The 18,058-nt window shown below is 70.4% G+C and carries 14 protein-coding genes; 10 read left to right on the top strand and 4 right to left on the bottom strand.

From position 1 onward, the window contains the following. Positions 1-164: 164 nt before the first annotated feature. The 3 genes from ACRAKF_RS31950 to ACRAKF_RS31940 form a co-directional block, all read right to left on the bottom strand. Entirely contained in the window at positions 165-2,600 is a 2,436-nt protein-coding gene (locus ACRAKF_RS31950; protein ID WP_447041220.1) for an MFS transporter, read from the bottom strand. Positions 2,601-2,786: 186 nt separating this feature from the next. Beyond that, complete coding sequence (locus tag ACRAKF_RS31945; protein ID WP_447041219.1) at positions 2,787-3,242, bottom strand: SRPBCC family protein; 456 nt, start codon at positions 3,240-3,242, stop codon at positions 2,787-2,789. Between the two features lie 139 nt (positions 3,243-3,381). Beyond that, complete coding sequence (locus ACRAKF_RS31940; protein ID WP_447041218.1) at positions 3,382-3,954, bottom strand: GNAT family N-acetyltransferase; 573 nt, start codon at positions 3,952-3,954, stop codon at positions 3,382-3,384. A gap of 261 nt (positions 3,955-4,215) precedes the next feature. Between ACRAKF_RS31940 and ACRAKF_RS31935 the strand changes: the two genes are divergently transcribed. Beyond that, positions 4,216-5,241 (top strand): Rv2578c family radical SAM protein, encoded by a 1,026-nt coding sequence (locus tag ACRAKF_RS31935; RefSeq protein ID WP_447041217.1) that lies wholly within the window; start codon positions 4,216-4,218, stop codon positions 5,239-5,241. A 146-nt stretch (positions 5,242-5,387) separates the two neighbouring features. Then, on the top strand, positions 5,388-6,992 hold the full coding sequence (locus ACRAKF_RS31930; RefSeq protein ID WP_447041216.1) for an alpha/beta fold hydrolase: 1,605 nt from the start codon (positions 5,388-5,390) through the stop codon (positions 6,990-6,992). Between the two features lie 32 nt (positions 6,993-7,024). Here the strand turns inward: ACRAKF_RS31930 and ACRAKF_RS31925 are convergent, their stop codons facing one another. Continuing rightward, the gene (locus tag ACRAKF_RS31925) at positions 7,025-7,606 is read right to left on the bottom strand and encodes an adenylosuccinate lyase (RefSeq protein ID WP_447041215.1); all 582 of its coding nucleotides are present in this window, start codon (positions 7,604-7,606) and stop codon (positions 7,025-7,027) included. A 378-nt stretch (positions 7,607-7,984) separates the two neighbouring features. Between ACRAKF_RS31925 and ACRAKF_RS31920 the strand changes: the two genes are divergently transcribed. From ACRAKF_RS31920 to ACRAKF_RS31885, 8 genes are all read left to right on the top strand, one after another. Then, complete coding sequence (locus ACRAKF_RS31920) at positions 7,985-9,766, top strand: 3-hydroxyacyl-CoA dehydrogenase family protein (RefSeq protein ID WP_447041214.1); 1,782 nt, start codon at positions 7,985-7,987, stop codon at positions 9,764-9,766. 106 nt (positions 9,767-9,872) lie between these two features. Next, on the top strand, positions 9,873-10,697 hold the full coding sequence (locus ACRAKF_RS31915) for a TetR family transcriptional regulator (RefSeq protein ID WP_447041213.1): 825 nt from the start codon (positions 9,873-9,875) through the stop codon (positions 10,695-10,697). 397 nt (positions 10,698-11,094) lie between these two features. Continuing rightward, complete coding sequence (gene ccrA, locus ACRAKF_RS31910) at positions 11,095-12,432, top strand: crotonyl-CoA carboxylase/reductase (RefSeq protein ID WP_447041211.1); 1,338 nt, start codon at positions 11,095-11,097, stop codon at positions 12,430-12,432. Between the two features lie 21 nt (positions 12,433-12,453). Beyond that, positions 12,454-14,481 (top strand): methylmalonyl-CoA mutase family protein, encoded by a 2,028-nt coding sequence (locus tag ACRAKF_RS31905; RefSeq protein ID WP_447041209.1) that lies wholly within the window; start codon positions 12,454-12,456, stop codon positions 14,479-14,481. Next, positions 14,478-15,437 carry an HpcH/HpaI aldolase/citrate lyase family protein gene (locus ACRAKF_RS31900; protein WP_447041207.1) on the top strand — a complete coding sequence of 320 codons (960 nt, stop codon included), beginning with the start codon at positions 14,478-14,480 and terminating at the stop codon, positions 15,435-15,437. Before ACRAKF_RS31905 ends, ACRAKF_RS31900 begins: the two co-directional genes overlap by 4 nt. A 4-nt stretch (positions 15,438-15,441) precedes the next feature. Continuing rightward, complete coding sequence (locus ACRAKF_RS31895) at positions 15,442-15,978, top strand: MaoC family dehydratase (RefSeq protein WP_447041205.1); 537 nt, start codon at positions 15,442-15,444, stop codon at positions 15,976-15,978. Then, complete coding sequence (locus ACRAKF_RS31890) at positions 15,975-17,180, top strand: acyl-CoA dehydrogenase family protein (RefSeq protein WP_447041203.1); 1,206 nt, start codon at positions 15,975-15,977, stop codon at positions 17,178-17,180. The genes ACRAKF_RS31895 and ACRAKF_RS31890 overlap by 4 nt, the downstream gene beginning before the upstream one ends. Before the next feature lie 170 nt (positions 17,181-17,350). Further along, positions 17,351-18,007 carry a phosphatidylserine decarboxylase gene (locus ACRAKF_RS31885; protein WP_447041201.1) on the top strand — a complete coding sequence of 219 codons (657 nt, stop codon included), beginning with the start codon at positions 17,351-17,353 and terminating at the stop codon, positions 18,005-18,007. The last annotated feature ends 51 nt before the right edge of the window (positions 18,008-18,058 follow it).

Below are 18,058 nucleotides of genomic sequence, written 5' to 3'. Positions count from 1 at the left end.
AGGCGCCATCAACCACCGTACGACCGGCGCAGGTCGCGGGGCGGGGCATTGCGGGAATTCGCCGGAGGCCACAGTCCTCCGGCGCACGCCCCCCAGGGGCCTCCTGACGGATCTCCGCGGCGTCGTGACCCCGGCGTCGCGCCCACGGCGCCGTGGCCGCGGCCTCAGTCCTCGTGGCCGAGCTGGAGGTCCCGCTCGGTGCGGCCGCCGCCCGCGACCTGGAGGACGGTGGCGACCGGCGGGTAGCCCGCCGCGATGACGGTGTACTCACCGGACGACAGGTCGACGAAGCGGAACGTGCCGTCCGTCTCCGTGGTGAGGGTGTCCACGACGTTGCCCGCGGCGTCGAGCAGCGTCACGCGCGCGTCCTCGACGGGGCGGCCGCCGCCGGCCCGCACGGTGCCGCGCAGCACCGCCCCGCCCGCGAGCTCCACGTCCTGGCGGGTCTCGCGCGAGGCCTGCACGCTGACGGGCAGCGCGGCGGGCCGGAAGGCGGGGGCGCTGGCCGCCAGGGTGTACTCGCCGGCCACCAGCTCGGTGATGACATAGCCGCCCTCGCGGCCGCTGCGGGTGGTGGCGACGACCTCCCCGCGTACGTCGGTGAGGGTGACGGCGGCGTCCCTGACCGGCGTTCCGTCGGCCGTCACCACCGTGCCCGCGAGGCGGCCCGCGCCGCCGAGCACCACGTCGAGCTCGACGGGCCGCTCGCCGACGGTGACGGTCACGGCCTGCGGCTGGTGCCCGCCGGCCGCCGCGATCAGCACGAAGGAACCCGCCCCCGGCGTCGCCAGGGCGTACCGCCCGTCCTCGCCGCTCGCGCCGCGCCCGATCTGCTGCCCGGCGACGTCGATGAGGGTCAGGGCCGCGCGGGGCACCACGGTGCCGTCGGCGTGCTGCACGGTGCCGCAGACGGGGACGCCCGCCGCGGGCCCGGCGGCGCGGGCCTGCGGGACGGCCGTGGGCTCGGCGGCGGTCGCGTCGGGAGAGGCTGCGCTGGACAACAGGGGGGTCTCCTTGAGGAAGAAGGTGATCAGCATGCCGAGGACGAGCACCGGCACGAGATAGAGGAAGATGCGCGGCATCGCGTCGGCGTAGGCCTGGATGTAGCCCTCGCGCAGCGGCGCGGGCAGCGCGTGGACGAGCTGCGGGGTGAGCGAGTCGGCGTCGGGCAGCGCCCCGCCGGAGCCCGCGGGGATGCGGTCGTCGAGGGCGTCGGCGAGCCGGTCGGCGAAGAGGGTGCCGAAGATCGCGGCGCCCACGCTGCCGCCGATCTGCCGGAAGTAGTTGTGCGCGCTGGTGGCGGTGCCGAGGTCGGTGGGGCGCACGGCGTTCTGCACGGCGAGGACCAGCACGGGCATGACCAGGCCGATGCCCGCGCCGAGGACCGCCATCCAGAGGCTGTACTGCGCCCGGGAGGTGTCGGTCTCCAGCCGCGAGAGCAGCCACATGCCGGCGACGGAGAGGGCGCCGCCGAGGACCGGATAGATCTTGTAGCGGCCGGTGTGGCTGATGAGCTGCCCGGAGATGATCGAGGCGCCGACGATGCCGCCCATCATCGGCAGCATCAGGAGCCCCGACTCGGTGGCGCTGGCGCCGTCGACCATCTGTAGGAAGGTCGGCAGGTAACTGGCCGCCCCGAAGAGGCCGACGCCCACGATCATGCCGACGAGGCCGGTGATGTTGAAGACCGGGTCGCGGAAGAGGCGCAGCGGGATGATCGGTTCCGCGGCGAACTTCTCGGCGACGAGGAAGAGCGCGCCGCTGACGGCCGCCCCGGCGGCGAGAGCGAGGATGACCCGGTCGCCCCACGCGTACTCCGTACCGCCCCAGCTCGTGAGCAGCACCAGACAGGTCGAGGCGGCGGCGAGCAGCAGCGCGCCCAGCACGTCGAGGCGGGGCTTGCCGGTGGGCTTGGGCAGTTGCAGCACGAGGCTGATGACGAGCAGCGTGACCAGGCCGAAGGGCACGTTGAAGTAGAAGCACCAGCGCCAGGAGGCGTGGTCGGTGAAGAAGCCGCCGAGCAGCGGCCCGGCGACCGACGCGAGGCCGAACGCGGCGCCGATCACCCCCATGTAGCGGCCACGCTGCCGGGGCGGCACGATGTCCGCGATGATCGCCTGGACGCCGATCATGAGACCGCCCGCGCCGACGCCCTGGATCGCGCGGAAGGCGATGAGTTCCTCCATCGTCCGCGACCAGCCGGCCAGCGCCGAGCCCACGACGAAGACGACGATCGCGAACTGGAAGACGCCCTTGCGGCCGAAGAGGTCGCCGAGCTTGCCGTAGATGGGCAGGCCGACGGTGGAGGTCAGCAGATAGGCGGTGATCGTCCAGGACATCTTGTCCAGGCCGTGCAGCTCTCCGACGATCTTGGGGAGCGCCGTGGCGACGATCATCTGCTCCAGGGCGGCGAGCAGCAGGGCGAGCATCAGCCCGAGGAAGACCATCCGTACGCGGCGGGGGCTGAGCCCGAGCGCCGCCGGATCAGGGGGCGGGGGCGGCGCCTGGCCGGCCCCCGGTTCCCCGGTCCGCAGCGGCACCGTCTCCACGGCCGCCGCGCCGTCCCGCCCGGCGGCCTTCACCAGCGTCGTCCCGCCCACGTACTGCTCCCCTCGTCGCGCCTGCGCCGCCCATTTCTCGCATTACGCGACAACTGCGAGCAAGCGCGACGAGTCGCCCCCAACGGGGGCCACGCGGACGTTAGTGCCGGTGGGAGCCCTACGGCGTACAACGGGACCGAACGGAAAACCACTCGAAACGGTGAGCGTGAAAACGGCTCAGCCGGGTCAGTCGGCGGTCGGCTTCTCCACCTCGCGGGCGAGGTTGTCGAGCACCTCGCCGTAGATCCGGCCGAGCCCCTTGGGCGCGAAGGTCTTCTCGAAGAAGCCGCCGATGCCGCCCGCGCCGTTCCACACGCTGGAGACGACCACACGCGACTTGCCCTCGCCGGCCGGGGTCACGGTCCAGGTGGTGACCATGGAGGAGTTGCGGTCCTTCTCGATCAGCTCGCCGTCGGTGGGCTCGCTGACCTCCAGGAGGCAGTCGCGGATGCGCTTGCTGGTGGCCTGGAGCTTCCAGTGGACGACCGTGCCCTCGCCGTCACCGCCCTCGCGGACCTCGTACTCGCTGAAGTGCTCCGAAAGGAGCTTCGGGCGCGTGCCGTTGTAGTCGGCCAGCGCGTCGAAGACCTCATCCGGCTTTGCCGCTACGACCCGCTCCGTGACAGCTTCGACCTGCGCCATTGCACTTCCTCCAGCTTGGTTTTCGGGGACTTCACGGAAAGCCAACCACCCGGCGCACCGGACCCCAAATCGTGGCCATGGCCGAGGGCGTGCTCGGCCCGGCGGCGGATGGCTTTCGCCGCCGGGCGCGGCTGTTCGGTTACCGCTGGTCGGGCGCCGAGGCGCGGTACCGGGCCGTCGCGCCGTCGCTGCTCACGCGGTGCAGTCCGGCCTTCGCGAGGACGCGGACGGATGCCGGGTTGGCGAGTTCCACCTCGGCGTGGACCTCGGTGACGCCCGGCAGGGCCAGGGCGTGGGCCACGAGGGCCCGGGCCGCCTCCGGGGCGTAGCCGCGGCCGCGGCGTGAGGCGACGACGCCGTAGCCGAACTCCACGGAACCCGCGTTCGGCGGCCAGAGCAGGCTGATGGAGCCGACGACGGCACCGCTCTCGCGTTCGACGATCAGCCGGTGGCCGTGCGCGCCGGGATCGGCGGGGCCCTCGGCGGTCTGCGCGGCGATGACCCCGGCGATGACGCCGTCGCCCTCGGCGGGGAAGTCCTCCGCCCAGTGCGCGCGCCGGCGCCCGGCGAGCACGTCGGCGACCTCGCCCGCGGTCCAGGGCCGCAGCGTGAGGCGCTCGGTGGTCAGGTCACCGTCGCCGCCGCCGCGGGAGGAGGGAGAGGAAAGAGAGGAGGAGGGAGAGGGGGAGGAAGGGGAAGAGGAAGAGGACACGTGACACTCCGGGTCGTTTTGTTCGAACGACCGGACCGCTCTCAGGCTCGTGCGGCCCGGACAAGGGCATGCCGATGAAGGGCCTGGCGGGCCATATTCATCAACCTCCCCGGTCGCCGTGGTGTCACGCGGATCGCACGGACCACGCGGACCACGCGGATCGTGCTGGACGGGACGGTACCAAACGGCGTCACGAGGGCCGGTCGCACGATCAAGGGAACATATGTTCTATTCTGTGGCCAGTGCTATCTAGGAGGCGTCATGCGCTGGGAGAATCTCTCCGAAGGACCGCGTCAGGGCCCCGCCGATGCCGCGCTGTTCGGCGCGGACGCGATCACCACGCGGACGTTCGACACCCCGGAGTTCGCGGGGATCACCTTCCACGAGATACGGGCCAGGTCGATCGTGAACCGCGTGCCGGGCGCGTCCCGGATGCCGTTCGAATGGACGGTCAACCCCTACCGCGGCTGCACGCACGCGTGCGTCTACTGTTTCGCCCGCAAGACCCACAGCTATCTCGACCTGGACACCGGCCTCGACTTCGACAGCCAGATCGTCGTCAAGGTCAACGCGGCCGAGCTGCTGCGGCGCCGGCTCGCCTCGCCCCGCTGGCAAGGCGACCACATCGCCATGGGCACCAACGTCGACTGCTACCAGCGGGCCGAGGGACGCTACGGCCTGATGCCGGGGATCATCAGCGCGCTGCGCGACCGCGGCAACCCCTTCTCGATCCTGACCAAGGGCACGCTGATCCTGCGCGACCTCGATCTGCTGCGGGAGGCGGCCGCGGTGACGGACGTCGGCATCTCGGTCTCCGTCGGCTTCACCGACCGGGAGCTGTGGCGCACCGTCGAGCCGGGCACGCCCGCCCCGGAGCGGCGCCTGGACGTCGTACGCACCCTGAGCGAGCACGGCATCGACTGCGGTGTCCTGATGGCCCCCGTCATCCCCTTCCTCGGCGACCACCCCGACGAGCTGCGCGCCACGGTGCGGGCCGTCGCCGCCTCCGGGGCGACCTCGGTGACACCCCTGGTGCTGCATCTGCGGCCGGGGGCGCGCGAGTGGTTCATGGCCTGGCTCGGGCAGCACCACCCGCATCTCGTACGGCGCTACGAGCGGCTGTACGCGGAAGGGGCCTATGCCCCGAAGTGGTACCAGCGGCGCATCACCCGTCATGTGCACGAGCTGGCCGAGGAGTTCGGCATCGGGCCCACGCGCGCGGGCGCCGCCCGGCGGATCCGGGTGCCGGAGCAGCCGACGGGCCCCACGCAGCTCACCCTGCTCTAGCGGCGGCCCGGTGCTCCCTCGCCGCTGCTCCTTTCGGTTATTCATCAGCAGAGCTGCAGAATTTGGGCGCGCCTTGCGGGGACGATACGCCCGAGGTCGTTCGGTCCACGGCCCCGGATGACCTCGCCCCGAACGCTGGGAAGCCGATGAAACCGATGCAGCTGATGAAGCTGATGAAGCTGATGAACAAGCGCGCCCTCGCTCTCTGCTGCTTCGTCGCGCTCGCCGGGCCGGCCGCCGCGGTGACCCCCGCCGCAGGCGCCACCTCCACCGCCACTCGGGAAGCCGCCGCCCCGACGTGGAAGGAGTGCGCCACCGAGGCCCACCCGACGCTCCAGTGCGCGTCCCTGAAGGTGCCCCTGGACCACCGGGACCCCGGCGGCAGGAAGATCACCCTCGCCCTGTCCCGGGTCCCGCACACCGCGCGGACCTCGCAGGGGCCGCTCCTGGTGAACCCCGGCGGCCCGGGCGGCAGCGGTCTCGCCATGGCCGGCTCCGTCGCGAAGAGGCTGCCGAAGGAGGTGGCGGCGCAGTACGACGTCATCGGCTTCGACCCGCGCGGCGTCGGCCGGAGCGAGCCCGCGCTGAACTGCCGCCCCGGCCACTTCGCCCCCGTACGGCCCGGCAGCCTCCCCGCCACCGCGGCGGCGGAGAAGGCCAACCTCGACCGCGCCCGGGCCTTCGCCGACGCCTGCCACGCGAAGTACGCGGACGTGCTGCCGTTCATCGACACGGTGAGCACGGTGCAGGACATGGACGCCATCCGCGCGGCCCTCGGCGCCGGGCGCGTCAACTTCTTCGGCTACTCCTACGGCAGCTACCTGGGGGCGATGTACGGCAAGCTCTATCCGCACCGCGTGCGCCGCATGGTGCTGGACTCGATCGTCGACCCGACGGGCGTCTGGTACGACGCCAACCTCCGCCAGAACCGCGCCTTCGACGTCCGCCACAAGGCACTGATGGCCTGGATCGCCCGGCACGACTCCACGTACGGGCTCGGCGGGGACCCCGCCGGGGTCGAGGCCCGCTGGCACGCCATGCGCGAAGATCTCGCCGCGCGGCCCGCGGGCGGGAAGGTGGGCGCCGCGGAGCTGGAGGACACCTTCATCCCCGGCGGCTACGACACCGGCCACTGGCCGGTGCTGGCGCGGGCGTTCGCCGCGTACGCGAACGAGGGCGACGCCCGGCCGCTCGTCGCCGCGTACGAGGAGCTCGCGGCGGCCGACGCGGTGACGGAGAACGGCTACAGCGTCTACACGGCCGTGCAGTGCAGGGACGCCCTGTGGCCTCGCGACTGGGCGACGTGGCGCGCGGATCACGCCGAGATCCACGCGAAGGCCCCGTTCTTCACCTGGAACAACGCCTGGTACAACGCTCCATGCGCCTTCTGGCGCACCCATCACCTGAGCGCCCCGGACGTCTCCAACACGGAGCTGCCCCCGGTCCTCCTCTTCCAGGCGACGGACGACCCGGCAACGCCCTACGAGGGCGCCCTGGTGCTGCACCGCAGGCTCTCCGGCTCCCGCCTGGTGGTCGAGTCCGGCGGCGGCAACCACGGCATCACCCTGAACGGAAACGCCTGCCTGGACGCCCACTTGGCGTCCTATCTGGCGACGGGCGAGCTCCCGCGGGCCACCGGCGAGGAGGCCGACGCGATCTGCGGGGCGAACCCCGACCCGAAGCCGCTGAGCGCCGAGGGCGGAACGCGGACCGCCGCGGAGACCCGGCGCGGGACACTCTCACCGCGCTGACCGGCTCCCGCGGCCCTCTCGCCCCAACCCCCTCACCCCGGCAGCCGCGCCAGCGCCGCCGCGGCAGCCGCCGCCAGGCGCGGGTGGCTCCGGGCCGCCGTCAGGACCGGGCGGGCGCGTTCGTCGCCCAGGGCGCCGAGGCCCTCCACGCAGGCCAGGGCTATCTTGCCGAAGGGGTCGTGCGGGACCAGCCTGCGTTCGAGGGTGGTGATCAGGGCGGGGGCCGACTCCGGGGCGCGGAGTTCGGTGAGAAGGCGTACGGGGTGCAGGGCGTAGGCGACGCGGAGTTCGTTCGTCGCCAGGGCCGCCGCCGCGCGGGCCGTACGCGGGTCGCCGAGGCGCGCCAGGGCGTGGGCCGCGGCGGCGCAGCGGGGCGGGTCGCGGTGGTTGAGGAGGAGGACCAGGGACTCGAAGGCCCTGCGGTCACCCGCGACGCCGAGCCGGAGCGCGGCCAGCTCCCGGGTCCACAGGGGCTGCCCCGGAGAGACGAGCACCTGGGCGAGCTCGTCGAGATCCTCCGTGGCGACCAGCCTCTCGTACAGCTTCACGTGCCCCGGCGAGGTCTCCGCCTCCCGGCGTAAACGTGCCATCACCCTCCGCGACTCCTCATCCATGGCCGTGAGCCTAATGGGCGGTGGTGGATGGCGACGCAGGTCACAGACACTCAGGACTGGCGCGCTCGTTACCCGCCGGTTAACCTCATCTGAGCGGGGCACACTCCCCGCAGCAGTTTCTTTCTCGCGGTGGCCTGGTGACGCAGCCACCGCGGGGTGTTGGTCGGTTCGGTACTTCAGGTACCGCAGTACGACGTCGGCCCCGGGACAGGGCCCGTCGGCTCCTCACCGGTGCGCGCGGCGACGCCGCCCGGACACGACAGGCATCACCTTCCGCACGCCTCAAGGTTTCCGCACGCCTCAAGGCTTTCGCACGCCTCAGGGCGCCAGTCGCCCGCGTGCGCCCCTCAGTCGTCACTCTCCTCCTGGAGTCCACCCATGGACGCTCCCCTGAACACCGTCGCCGTCATCGGGCTCGGCACGATGGGCACCGGCATCGCCGAGGTCCTGGCCCGCGGCGGCCGCGAGGTCATCGGCATCGACATCAGCCAGGCCGCGGCCACCCGCGCGGTCACCGCCCTGGAGGCGTCGACCGCCCGCGCGGTGCGCCGCGAACGCCTCACCGAGGAGGAGCGGCGGGGCATCCTGTCCCGTTTCCGCACCTTCACGGACCTCCAGGCCGCCGCCGACGCCGACCTCGTCATCGAGGTCGTCCCCGAGTCGTACGAGATCAAGCAGCAGACCATCCGCGGCATCGACGCCGTGGTGCGCCCCGAGACGATCATCGCCACGGGCACCAACGCGCTCTCCGTGACCCGCCTCGCCGCCGAATCCGCCCGGCCCGAGCGCGTGTTGGGCCTGCACTTCTTCAACCCGGCGCCCGCCATGAAGCTCGTCGAGGTCGTCTCGTCCGTCCTCACCTCGCCCGCCGCGGTCGCCGCGGTCACCGAGCTGGCCCAGGCGCTCGGCAAGGAGCCCGTCGCAGTCGGCGACCGCCCCGGCTTCGTCGCCGACGGACTGCTCTTCGGCTACCTCAACCAGGCCGCCGCGATGTACGAGGCGAAGTACGCGTCCCGCGAGGACATCGACGCCGCCATGAAGCTGGGCTGCGGCCTGCCGATGGGTCCGCTCGCCCTGCTCGACCTGATCGGCGTGGACACCGCCCGCACGGTCCTCGACGCCATGTACGCCGAGTCCCGCGACCGGCTGCACGCGCCCGCCCCGATCCTCAAGCAGCTCAGCGAGGCGGGCCTGACGGGACGCAAGGCGGGCCGCGGCTTCTACACGTACGCGGCCCCCGGCAGCGAGGACGTGGTGGACGACGCGCTCACCCCGCGGGAGGACGAGCGGCGCGTCCAGGGCCGGGCGGTCCGCTCCGTCGGCGTCGCGGGCTCCGGGACGATGGCGTCCGGGATCGCGGAGGTCTTCGCCAAGGCGGGCTACGACGTGGTGCTCGCCGCCCGCACCGACGAGAAGGCGGCGGCCGCCAAGGCCCGCGTCGGCGCGTCCCTCGCGCGCTCGGTCGACAAGGGCAGGCTGACGGCCGGGGCCGCCGCCGAGACCCTGGAGCGCATCACTCCGGCCGCTTCGTACGAGGCGTTCGCCGGCGTCGATCTGGCCCTTGAGGCCATCGCCGAGGACCTGGAGGCCAAGCGGCAGCTCTTCGCGGCGCTCGACAAGGTCTGCAAGCCGGGCGCGATCCTCGCGACCACGACCTCGTCACTGCCGGTGGTGGCCTGCGCCCGCGCCACCACGCGTCCGCGCGACGTGATCGGCATGCACTTCTTCAACCCGGCCCCGGCGATGAAGCTCGTCGAGGTGGTCCGCACGGTGCTGACCGCCGACGACGTGCACGCCACCGTCCGTGAGGTCTGCGCGAGCATCCGCAAGCACCCGGTGGACTGCGGCGACCGGGCGGGCTTCATCGTGAACGCCCTGCTGTTCCCCTACCTCAACAACGCGATCAAGATGGTCGAGGAGCACTACGCCTCGCTCGACGACATCGACGCCGCGATGAAGCTCGGCGGCGGCTACCCCATGGGGCCCTTCGAGCTCCTGGACGTCGTCGGCCTGGACGTCTCGCTGGCCATCGAGAAGGTCCTGCACCGCGAGTTCCGCGACCCCGGCCTGGCCCCGGCCCCGCTGCTCGAACACCTGGTGGCCGCGGGCTGCCTCGGCCGCAAGTCGGGCCGCGGCTTCCGCGAATATGCCCGGCGCTGAGCCGGCCGAGGATCGCACGGGGGAACGGACGGGGGAACGGACGGACTGGGGCGGGCTGCTCGGGCCCTCGGGCGGCCCCGTCCCTCAGGAGCACCATGGTGCGCACATGCAGTACGTTCATGGCATGTCCAAGGCCGTCAAGTCCTCACGTAACGCAACCCCCGACGCTCCGGAGAGCGCCGCGGGCAGCCGCGCCGCCGCCCAGCGGCTCAAGATGCGCAGGGAGCTGGCGGCGGCGGCCATGGAGCTCTTCGCGTCCAAGGGGTACGAGGCGACGACGGTCGACGAGATCGCGGCCGCCGCCGGGGTCGCCCGCCGGACGTTCTTCCGGCACTTCCGTTCCAAGGAAGAAGCGATCTTCCCCGACCACGACGACACCTTGATCCGCGCGGAGGCGGTCCTCAACGCCGCTCCCCCGCACGAGCACCCGCTGGACACGGTGTGCCGCGGCATCAAGGAAGTCATGAAGATGTACGCGGCGTCGCCCGCGGTCTCCGTGGAGCGCTACCGCCTCACCCGTGAGGTGCCCACGCTCCGCGAGCGCGAGATCGCCTCGGTGGCCCGTTACGAGCGGCTCTTCACGCGCTATCTGCTCGGCCACTTCGACGAGCAGGCGCACCACGACGGCAACGACGACCCGCTGCTCGCCGAGGTCGCCGCCTCCGCCGTGGTCACCGCCCACAACCACGTCCTGCGCCGCTGGCTGCGGGCCGGCGGCCAGGGCGACGTGGAGACGCAGCTCGACCACGCCTTCGCGATCGTCCGCCGCACCTTCGGCTCGGGCATCGGCGCGGGGCGCGACACGCTGCCCGCCACGGCGGCCGCGACGGCGTCCTCACAGGGTGAGGTCCTGGTCACGGTGGCCCGCACGGACGCCCCGCTGGACGAGGTCATGCGGACCATCGAGAAGGCGCTGCGCGAGCGCTCGTAGTCGCTGTTTTCGTCCCGTTTCGTCCTGGTTTCACGAGGGGGCGCTACCCACCAGTAGCACCCCCTCTGCCATGCCCCACGCACCCCTGACCTGCACTGATCGATCATCGGTCAAAAACTTCTGGCACCCAGTGTCTTGCCGACTGGCACGCCGTGCCATACGTTGAAGGTGTCCGGGCGGCCGGCGCACGGGGATCCTCCGTACGCCGGCTGTCCCCACAGGCCACGGCTTGCGCGCCCGGACGCCTGCGTCACAGGCACCTCCCGCGCCCCACCAGGGCGTCGCCGAGCACCACCCTTCGCCGAACCGACGGCACACCTCCACCGCACAGCAAGCACCCCGACGTAACCCTCAAGCAGCGCATCCCCCGATGTGTTTCTTCGCCGGAGGCAAAACCGTGAAGGAAATCCTGGACGCGATTCAGTCCTCGGACACCACGTCCGCCGACTTCGCCGCTCTTCCCCTGCCCGACTCGTACCGCGCGATCACCGTGCACAAGGACGAGACGGAGATGTTCGCGGGCCTCGACACCCGCGACAAGGACCCCCGCAAGTCGATCCACCTGGACGACGTGCCGGTCCCCGAACTCGGCCCCGGCGAGGCCCTGGTGGCCGTCATGGCCTCCTCGGTCAACTACAACTCCGTGTGGACCTCGATCTTCGAGCCGGTGTCCACCTTCAGCTTCCTGGAGCGCTACGGCCGCCTGAGCGAGCTCACCAAGCGCCACGACCTGCCGTACCACATCATCGGCTCCGACCTGGCGGGCGTCGTGCTGCGCACCGGGCCCGGCGTGAACGCCTGGAACCCGGGCGACGAGGTCGTCGCGCACTGCCTGAGCGTCGAGCTGGAGTCCTCCGACGGCCACAACGACACGATGCTCGACCCCGAGCAGCGCATCTGGGGCTTCGAGACCAACTTCGGCGGCCTCGCCGAGATCGCGCTCGTCAAGTCCAACCAGCTCATGCCGAAGCCGGACCACCTGAGCTGGGAGGAGGCGGCCTCGCCCGGCCTCGTGAACTCCACCGCGTACCGCCAGCTCGTCTCCCGCAACGGCGCCGGCATGAAGCAGGGCGACAACGTGCTGATCTGGGGTGCGAGCGGCGGTCTCGGCTCGTACGCCACCCAGTTCGCGCTGGCCGGCGGCGCCAACCCCATTTGCGTGGTGAGCAGCCCCCGGAAGGCGGAGATCTGCCGCGCGATGGGCGCCGAGGCGATCATCGACCGCAACGCCGAGGACTACAAGTTCTGGAAGAGCGAGCACGAGCAGGACCCGCGCGAGTGGAAGCGGTTCGGCAAGCGCATCCGCGAGCTCACCGGCGGCGAGGACGTGGACATCGTCTTCGAGCACCCGGGCCGCGAGACATTCGGCGCCTCGGTGTACGTCACGCGCAAGGGCGGAACCATTGTCACGTGCGCCTCGACCTCCGGCTACAACCACGAGTACGACAACCGCTACCTGTGGATGTCCCTCAAGCGCATCATCGGCTCCCACTTCGCCAACTACCGCGAGGCGTGGGAGGCCAACCGCCTGATCGCCAAGGGCAAGATCCACCCGACGCTCTCCAAGGTGTACTCCCTGGAGGACACCGGCCAGGCGGCCCACGACGTGCACCGCAACCTCCACCAGGGCAAGGTCGGCGTCCTCGCGCTCGCGCCCCGGGAGGGCATGGGCGTGCGCGACCCGGAGAAGCGGGCCGAGCACATCGACGCGATCAACCGCTTCCGGAACGTCTGAACCCGCTAGGAGCAGCGTTACATGACAGAGCGTCAGAAGGACCGGCCGTGGCTCATGCGGACCTACGCCGGTCACTCCACGGCGGAGGCGTCCAACGAGCTGTACCGGCGCAACCTCGCCAAGGGGCAGACGGGCCTCTCGGTCGCGTTCGACCTGCCCACGCAGACCGGCTACGACCCCGACCACATCCTCGCCCGCGGTGAGGTCGGCCGGGTCGGCGTGCCGGTCTCGCACCTCGGCGACATGCGGCGGCTGTTCCAGGACATCCCCCTGGACCAGATGAACACCTCGATGACGATCAACGCCACCGCCATGTGGACGCTGGCGCTCTATCAGGTGGTCGCCGAGGAGCAGGGCGTCGACATCAGGGAGCTCCAGGGGACGACGCAGAACGACATCGTCAAGGAGTACCTCTCGCGCGGGACGCACGTCTTCCCGCCGGTGCCCTCCCTGCGCCTGACCACCGACCTGATCACGTACACGGTGGCCCACATCCCCAAGTGGAACCCGATCAACATCTGTAGCTACCACCTCCAGGAGGCGGGGGCCACACCCGTCCAGGAGATCGCGTACGCGATGTCCACCGCCATCGCGGTCCTCGACGCCGTACGCGACTCGGGGCAGGTCCCCGAGGAGAAGTTCGGGGACGTCGTGGGCCGCATCTCCTTCTTCGTGAACGCGGGTGTCCGCTTCATCGAGGAGATGTGCAAGATGCGGGCGTTCGGGCGCATCTGGGACCAGGTCACGCGCGAGCGGTACGGCGTGGAGAACGCCAAGCAGCGCCGGTTCCGCTACGGCGTGCAGGTCAACTCCCTGGGGCTCACCGAGGCGCAGCCGGAGAACAACGTCCAGCGGATCGTGCTCGAAATGCTGGCCGTCACCCTCTCCAAGGACGCACGCGCGCGTGCCGTGCAGCTCCCCGCCTGGAACGAGGCGCTCGGTCTGCCCCGCCCCTGGGACCAGCAGTGGTCGCTCCGCATCCAGCAGGTCCTCGCGCACGAGAGCGACCTCCTGGAGTACGAGGACATCTTCGCGGGCTCGCACGTCATCGAGGCCAAGGTCGCCTCGCTGGCCGAGGAGTCCCTCGCCGAGATGGCCCGCATCGAGGAGATGGGCGGCGCGATGGCCGCCGTCGAGTCCGGCTACCTGAAGTCGCAGCTCGTCTCCTCGCACGCCGAGCGCAGGGCCCGCATCGAGTCCGGCGAGGAGAAGATCGTCGGTGTGAACTCCTACGCGTCCACCGAGCCCAGCCCGCTCACCGCCGACCTGGACGCGGCGATCATGACGGTCGACCCGGCCGTGGAGGCCCGCGTCGTCGCCGCCCTGAAGCACTGGCGCGACACCCGCTACCAGCCGCCGTTCAACCACCCCCGCCCCTGCAAGGCCCTCCAGCGGCTCAAGGAGGTGGCCGCGGGCACGGGCAACCTCATGGAGGCGACCCTGGAGTGCGCGCGGGCCGGCGTGACGACCGGCGAGTGGGCGGGTGCCCTGCGGGAGGTCTTCGGCGAGTTCCGCGCCCCCACGGGCGTCTCCGGCGCACCCGTGGCCGTCACCGCCGAGGCCGGCACACCGCTCGCCCATGTGCGGGACAAGGTGGCGGCGACGGCCGCCGACCTCGGCATCGGCAAGCTCCGCTTCCTGGTCGGCAAGCCCGGCCTCGACGGCCACTCCAACGGCGCCGAGCAGATCGCGGTGCGCGCCCGTGACGCCGGCTTCGAGGTGGTCTACCAGGGCATCAGGCTCACGCCCGAGCAGATCGTCGACGCGGCGCTCGCCGAGGACGTGCACGCGGTGGGCCTGTCCATCCTCTCCGGCTCGCACGCCGAGCTCGTGCCGGACGTCCTGGCGCGCCTGCGCCGGGCGGGCGCGCCGGACATTCCCGTGATCGCGGGAGGCATCATCCCCAACAGCGACGCCGAGGACCTTCTCGCGGCGGGTGTGGCAGCCGTCTTCACCCCCAAGGACTTCGGCATCACGGAGATCATCGGCCGTATCGTCGACGAGATCCGGAAAGCGAACAAGCTCGACCCCCTGGAGGTCCCCGCATGACCGTGAACCGTCTTCGCCCCCGCCGCTCCTGTCTCGCGGTACCCGGCTCGAACCCGCGCTTCCTGGAGAAGGCTCAGGGCCTGCCCGCCGACCAGGTCTTCCTCGACCTGGAGGACGCCTGCGCGCCGCTGGCCAAGCCGGAGGCCCGGCACACCATCGTCAAGTTCCTCAACGAGGGCGACTGGACGGGCAAGACGCGGGTCGTGCGCGTGAATGACTGGACGACCGAATGGACGTACCGCGACGTCGTCACGGTCGTCGAGGGCGCGGGCCAGAACCTCGACTGCATCATGCTGCCGAAGGTGCAGACGGCCGAGCAGGTCGTCGCGCTGGACCTGCTGCTCACCCAGATCGAGAAGACCATGGGCTTCGAGACCGGCAAGATCGGCATCGAGGCGCAGATCGAGAACGCGCGGGGCCTGAACAACGTCAACGCCATCGCCGAGGCCTCGCCGCGCCTGGAGACCATCATCTTCGGCCCGGCCGACTTCATGGCGTCCATCAACATGAAGTCCCTGGTCGTCGGCGAGCAGCCGCCCGGCTACCCGGCCGACGCCTACCACTTCATCCTGATGAAGATCCTGATGGCCGCCCGCGCCAACGACCTCCAGGCGATCGACGGCCCCTACCTCCAGATCAAGAACGTCGACGGCTACCGCGAGGTCGCGGGCCGCGCCGCCGCCCTCGGCTTCGACGGCAAGTGGGTCCTGCACCCCGGCCAGGTCGAGGCCGCCAACGAGGTCTTCTCGCCCTCCCAGGAGGACTTCGACCACGCCGAACTGATCCTGGACGCGTACGAGTACTGCACGTCGGAGGCGGGCGGCAAGAAGGGCTCGGCGATGCTCGGCGACGAGATGATCGACGAGGCCAGCCGGAAGATGGCGCTGGTCATCTCGGGCAAGGGGCGCGCCGCCGGCATGACCCGTACCTCCACGTTCGACGTCCCGGAGGCCTGATCCCATGCAGTTCGGCCGCACCTACGAGGAGTTCGAGGTCGGTGCCGTGTACAAGCACTGGCCCGGCAAGACGGTCACCGAGTACGACGACCACCTCTTCTGCCTGCTCACCATGAATCACCACCCCCTCCACATGGACGCGAACTATGCGGAGAAGACGACGGACTTCGGCAAGAACGTCGTCGTGGGCAACTACATCTACTCGCTGCTGCTCGGCATGTCCGTGCCGGACGTCTCCGGCAAGGCGATCGCCAACCTGGAGGTCGAGTCGCTCAAGCACGTGGCGCCGACCTTCCACGGCGACACCCTCTACGGCGAGACCACCGTCCTGGACAAGACGCCGTCACGGTCCAAGAGCGACCGCGGCATCGTGTACGTGGAGACCAGGGGCTACAAGCAGGACGGCACCGTCGTGTGCGTCTTCCGCCGCAAGGTGATGGTTCCCACCGAGACGTACATCAAGGAGCGCGGCGGGGAGCAGCCCGGCCGCCCGGAGCCGAAGAGCCAGGAACCGAAGAGCCAGGAGAAGAAGCAGCCATGAGCCGACTCGCGCAGACCGCCGGTCTCACCGACATCCAGCAGGAGATCCTGGCGACGGTCCGGGACTTCGTCGACAAGGAGATCATCCCGGTCGCGACGGAACTCGAACACCGTGACGAGTACCCGCAGGCCATCGTCGACGGCCTCAAGGAGTTGGGCCTGTTCGGTCTGATGATCCCGGAGGAGTACGGCGGCCTGGGCGAGTCGCTGCTCACGTACGCCCTGTGCGTCGAGGAGATCGCGCGGGGCTGGATGTCGGTCTCCGGCATCATCAACACCCACTTCATCGTCGCCTACATGCTCAAGCAGCACGGCACGCAGGAGCAGAAGGAGACCTTCCTGCCGCGCATGGCGGCCGGCGAGGTGCGCGGCGCGTTCTCCATGTCGGAGCCGGCGCTCGGCTCGGACGTGTCGGCGATCACGTCCAAGGGCGTCCGGGACGGTGACCACTATGTCCTCAACGGCCAGAAGATGTGGTTGACGAATGGCGGAACGTCCAACCTGGTGGCCGTTCTGTGCCGAAGTGACGAAGGACACCCCGAGGGCACCGCCCCCCACAAGTCGATGACCACATTCCTGGTCGAGAAGGAGCCCGGCTTCGGAGAGGTCCGCCCCGGCCTCACCATTCCGGGCAAGATCGACAAAATGGGCTACAAGGGTGTCGACACGACCGAACTCATCATGGACGGACTGCGAATTCCGGCCAATCGCGTACTCGGCGGCGCCACCGGCCGAGGGTTTTACCAAATGATGGACGGCGTGGAAGTCGGGCGTGTCAATGTCGCGGCCCGTGGCTGTGGCGTCGCACAGCGTGCATTTGAGCTGGGTGTCTCATATGCCCAGCAACGCCACACTTTCGGTAAAGCCATCGCCCAGCACCAGGCGATCCAGTTCAAACTGGCCGAGATGGCTACCAAGGTCGAGGCCGCCCATGCGATGATGGTCAACGCAGCACGCAAAAAGGACTCCGGGGAGCGAAACGACCTCGAAGCAGGGATGGCGAAGTACCTCGCCTCCGAGTACTGCAAGGAAGTCGTCGAGGACGCGTTCAGGATTCACGGCGGTTACGGCTTCTCGAAGGAGTACGAGATCGAGCGCCTCTACAGGGAGGCGCCGATGCTGTTGATCGGTGAAGGTACCGCCGAGATCCAGAAAATGATCATTGGTCGTCGACTGCTCGAAGAGTATCGATTCCAGGGTTGAATGTCCGATTCAAGGGGTTATCTCCGCGAAGAACATCACACCCTGTCAGCACTCTTCGGCCGCCGACTCGGCTTCCTGGCTTGCCCAGTTGTGGCCCGCAACCGATACCATCCGGAGAAAGCCGCCGTCCCCCAGTCACTGCGCGGCATCATCCGCTACGAAGGTCATCCATGCCCCACAGCCAAACCTCTGCACCACGCGACGGCATTCTCCAGGGACGCCTTGCCCGCGGAGCATCGCCGTGGCTCCTGCCGACCGTCGCCACCGCGGCGATCAGCCTCGCCCGCGCGCGCCGCTCCAAGAGCGCCGCGGCCGTCGCCGTGCCCGCCACCGCTCTCGCGGCGGGCATGCTGTGGTTCTTCCGCGACCCCGAGCGCGAGATCGCTCAGGGCCGGGTCATCTCCCCCGCCGACGGCGTGGTGCAGAGCATCATGCCGTGGAAGGACGGGCGTACCCGCGTCGCCATCTTCATGAGCCCGCTGAACGTCCACGTCAACCGTGCGCCCCTCGCGGGCACCGTGACGTCCGTGGAGCACATCCCCGGCGGGTTCGTCCCGGCGTTCAACAAGGAGAGCGAGAACAACGAGCGTGTTGTCTGGCACTTCGACACCGAGCTCGGCGACATCGAGATGATCCAGATCGCGGGCGCTGTCGCGCGGCGCATCGTCCCCTACATCCCGCAGGGCACGAAGGTGGAGCAGGGCGAGCGGATCGGCCTGATCCGCTTCGGCTCGCGCGTCGACATCTACCTCCCGGAGGGTGTCGAGGTGGACGTCGAGGTCGGTCAGAAGACCGTGGCTGGGGTGACTCGCATTGACCGTGGTTGATCCTGAGACACAAGCCGGCGGCTGGGTGCCCGAGGCCGTGGAGGACGAGGC

The organism is Streptomyces sp. DSM 118878 (assembly GCF_052936595.1).
The sequence above is the reverse complement of the archived record's forward strand: the minus strand, read 5'-3'. Positions and strand labels throughout refer to the sequence as shown.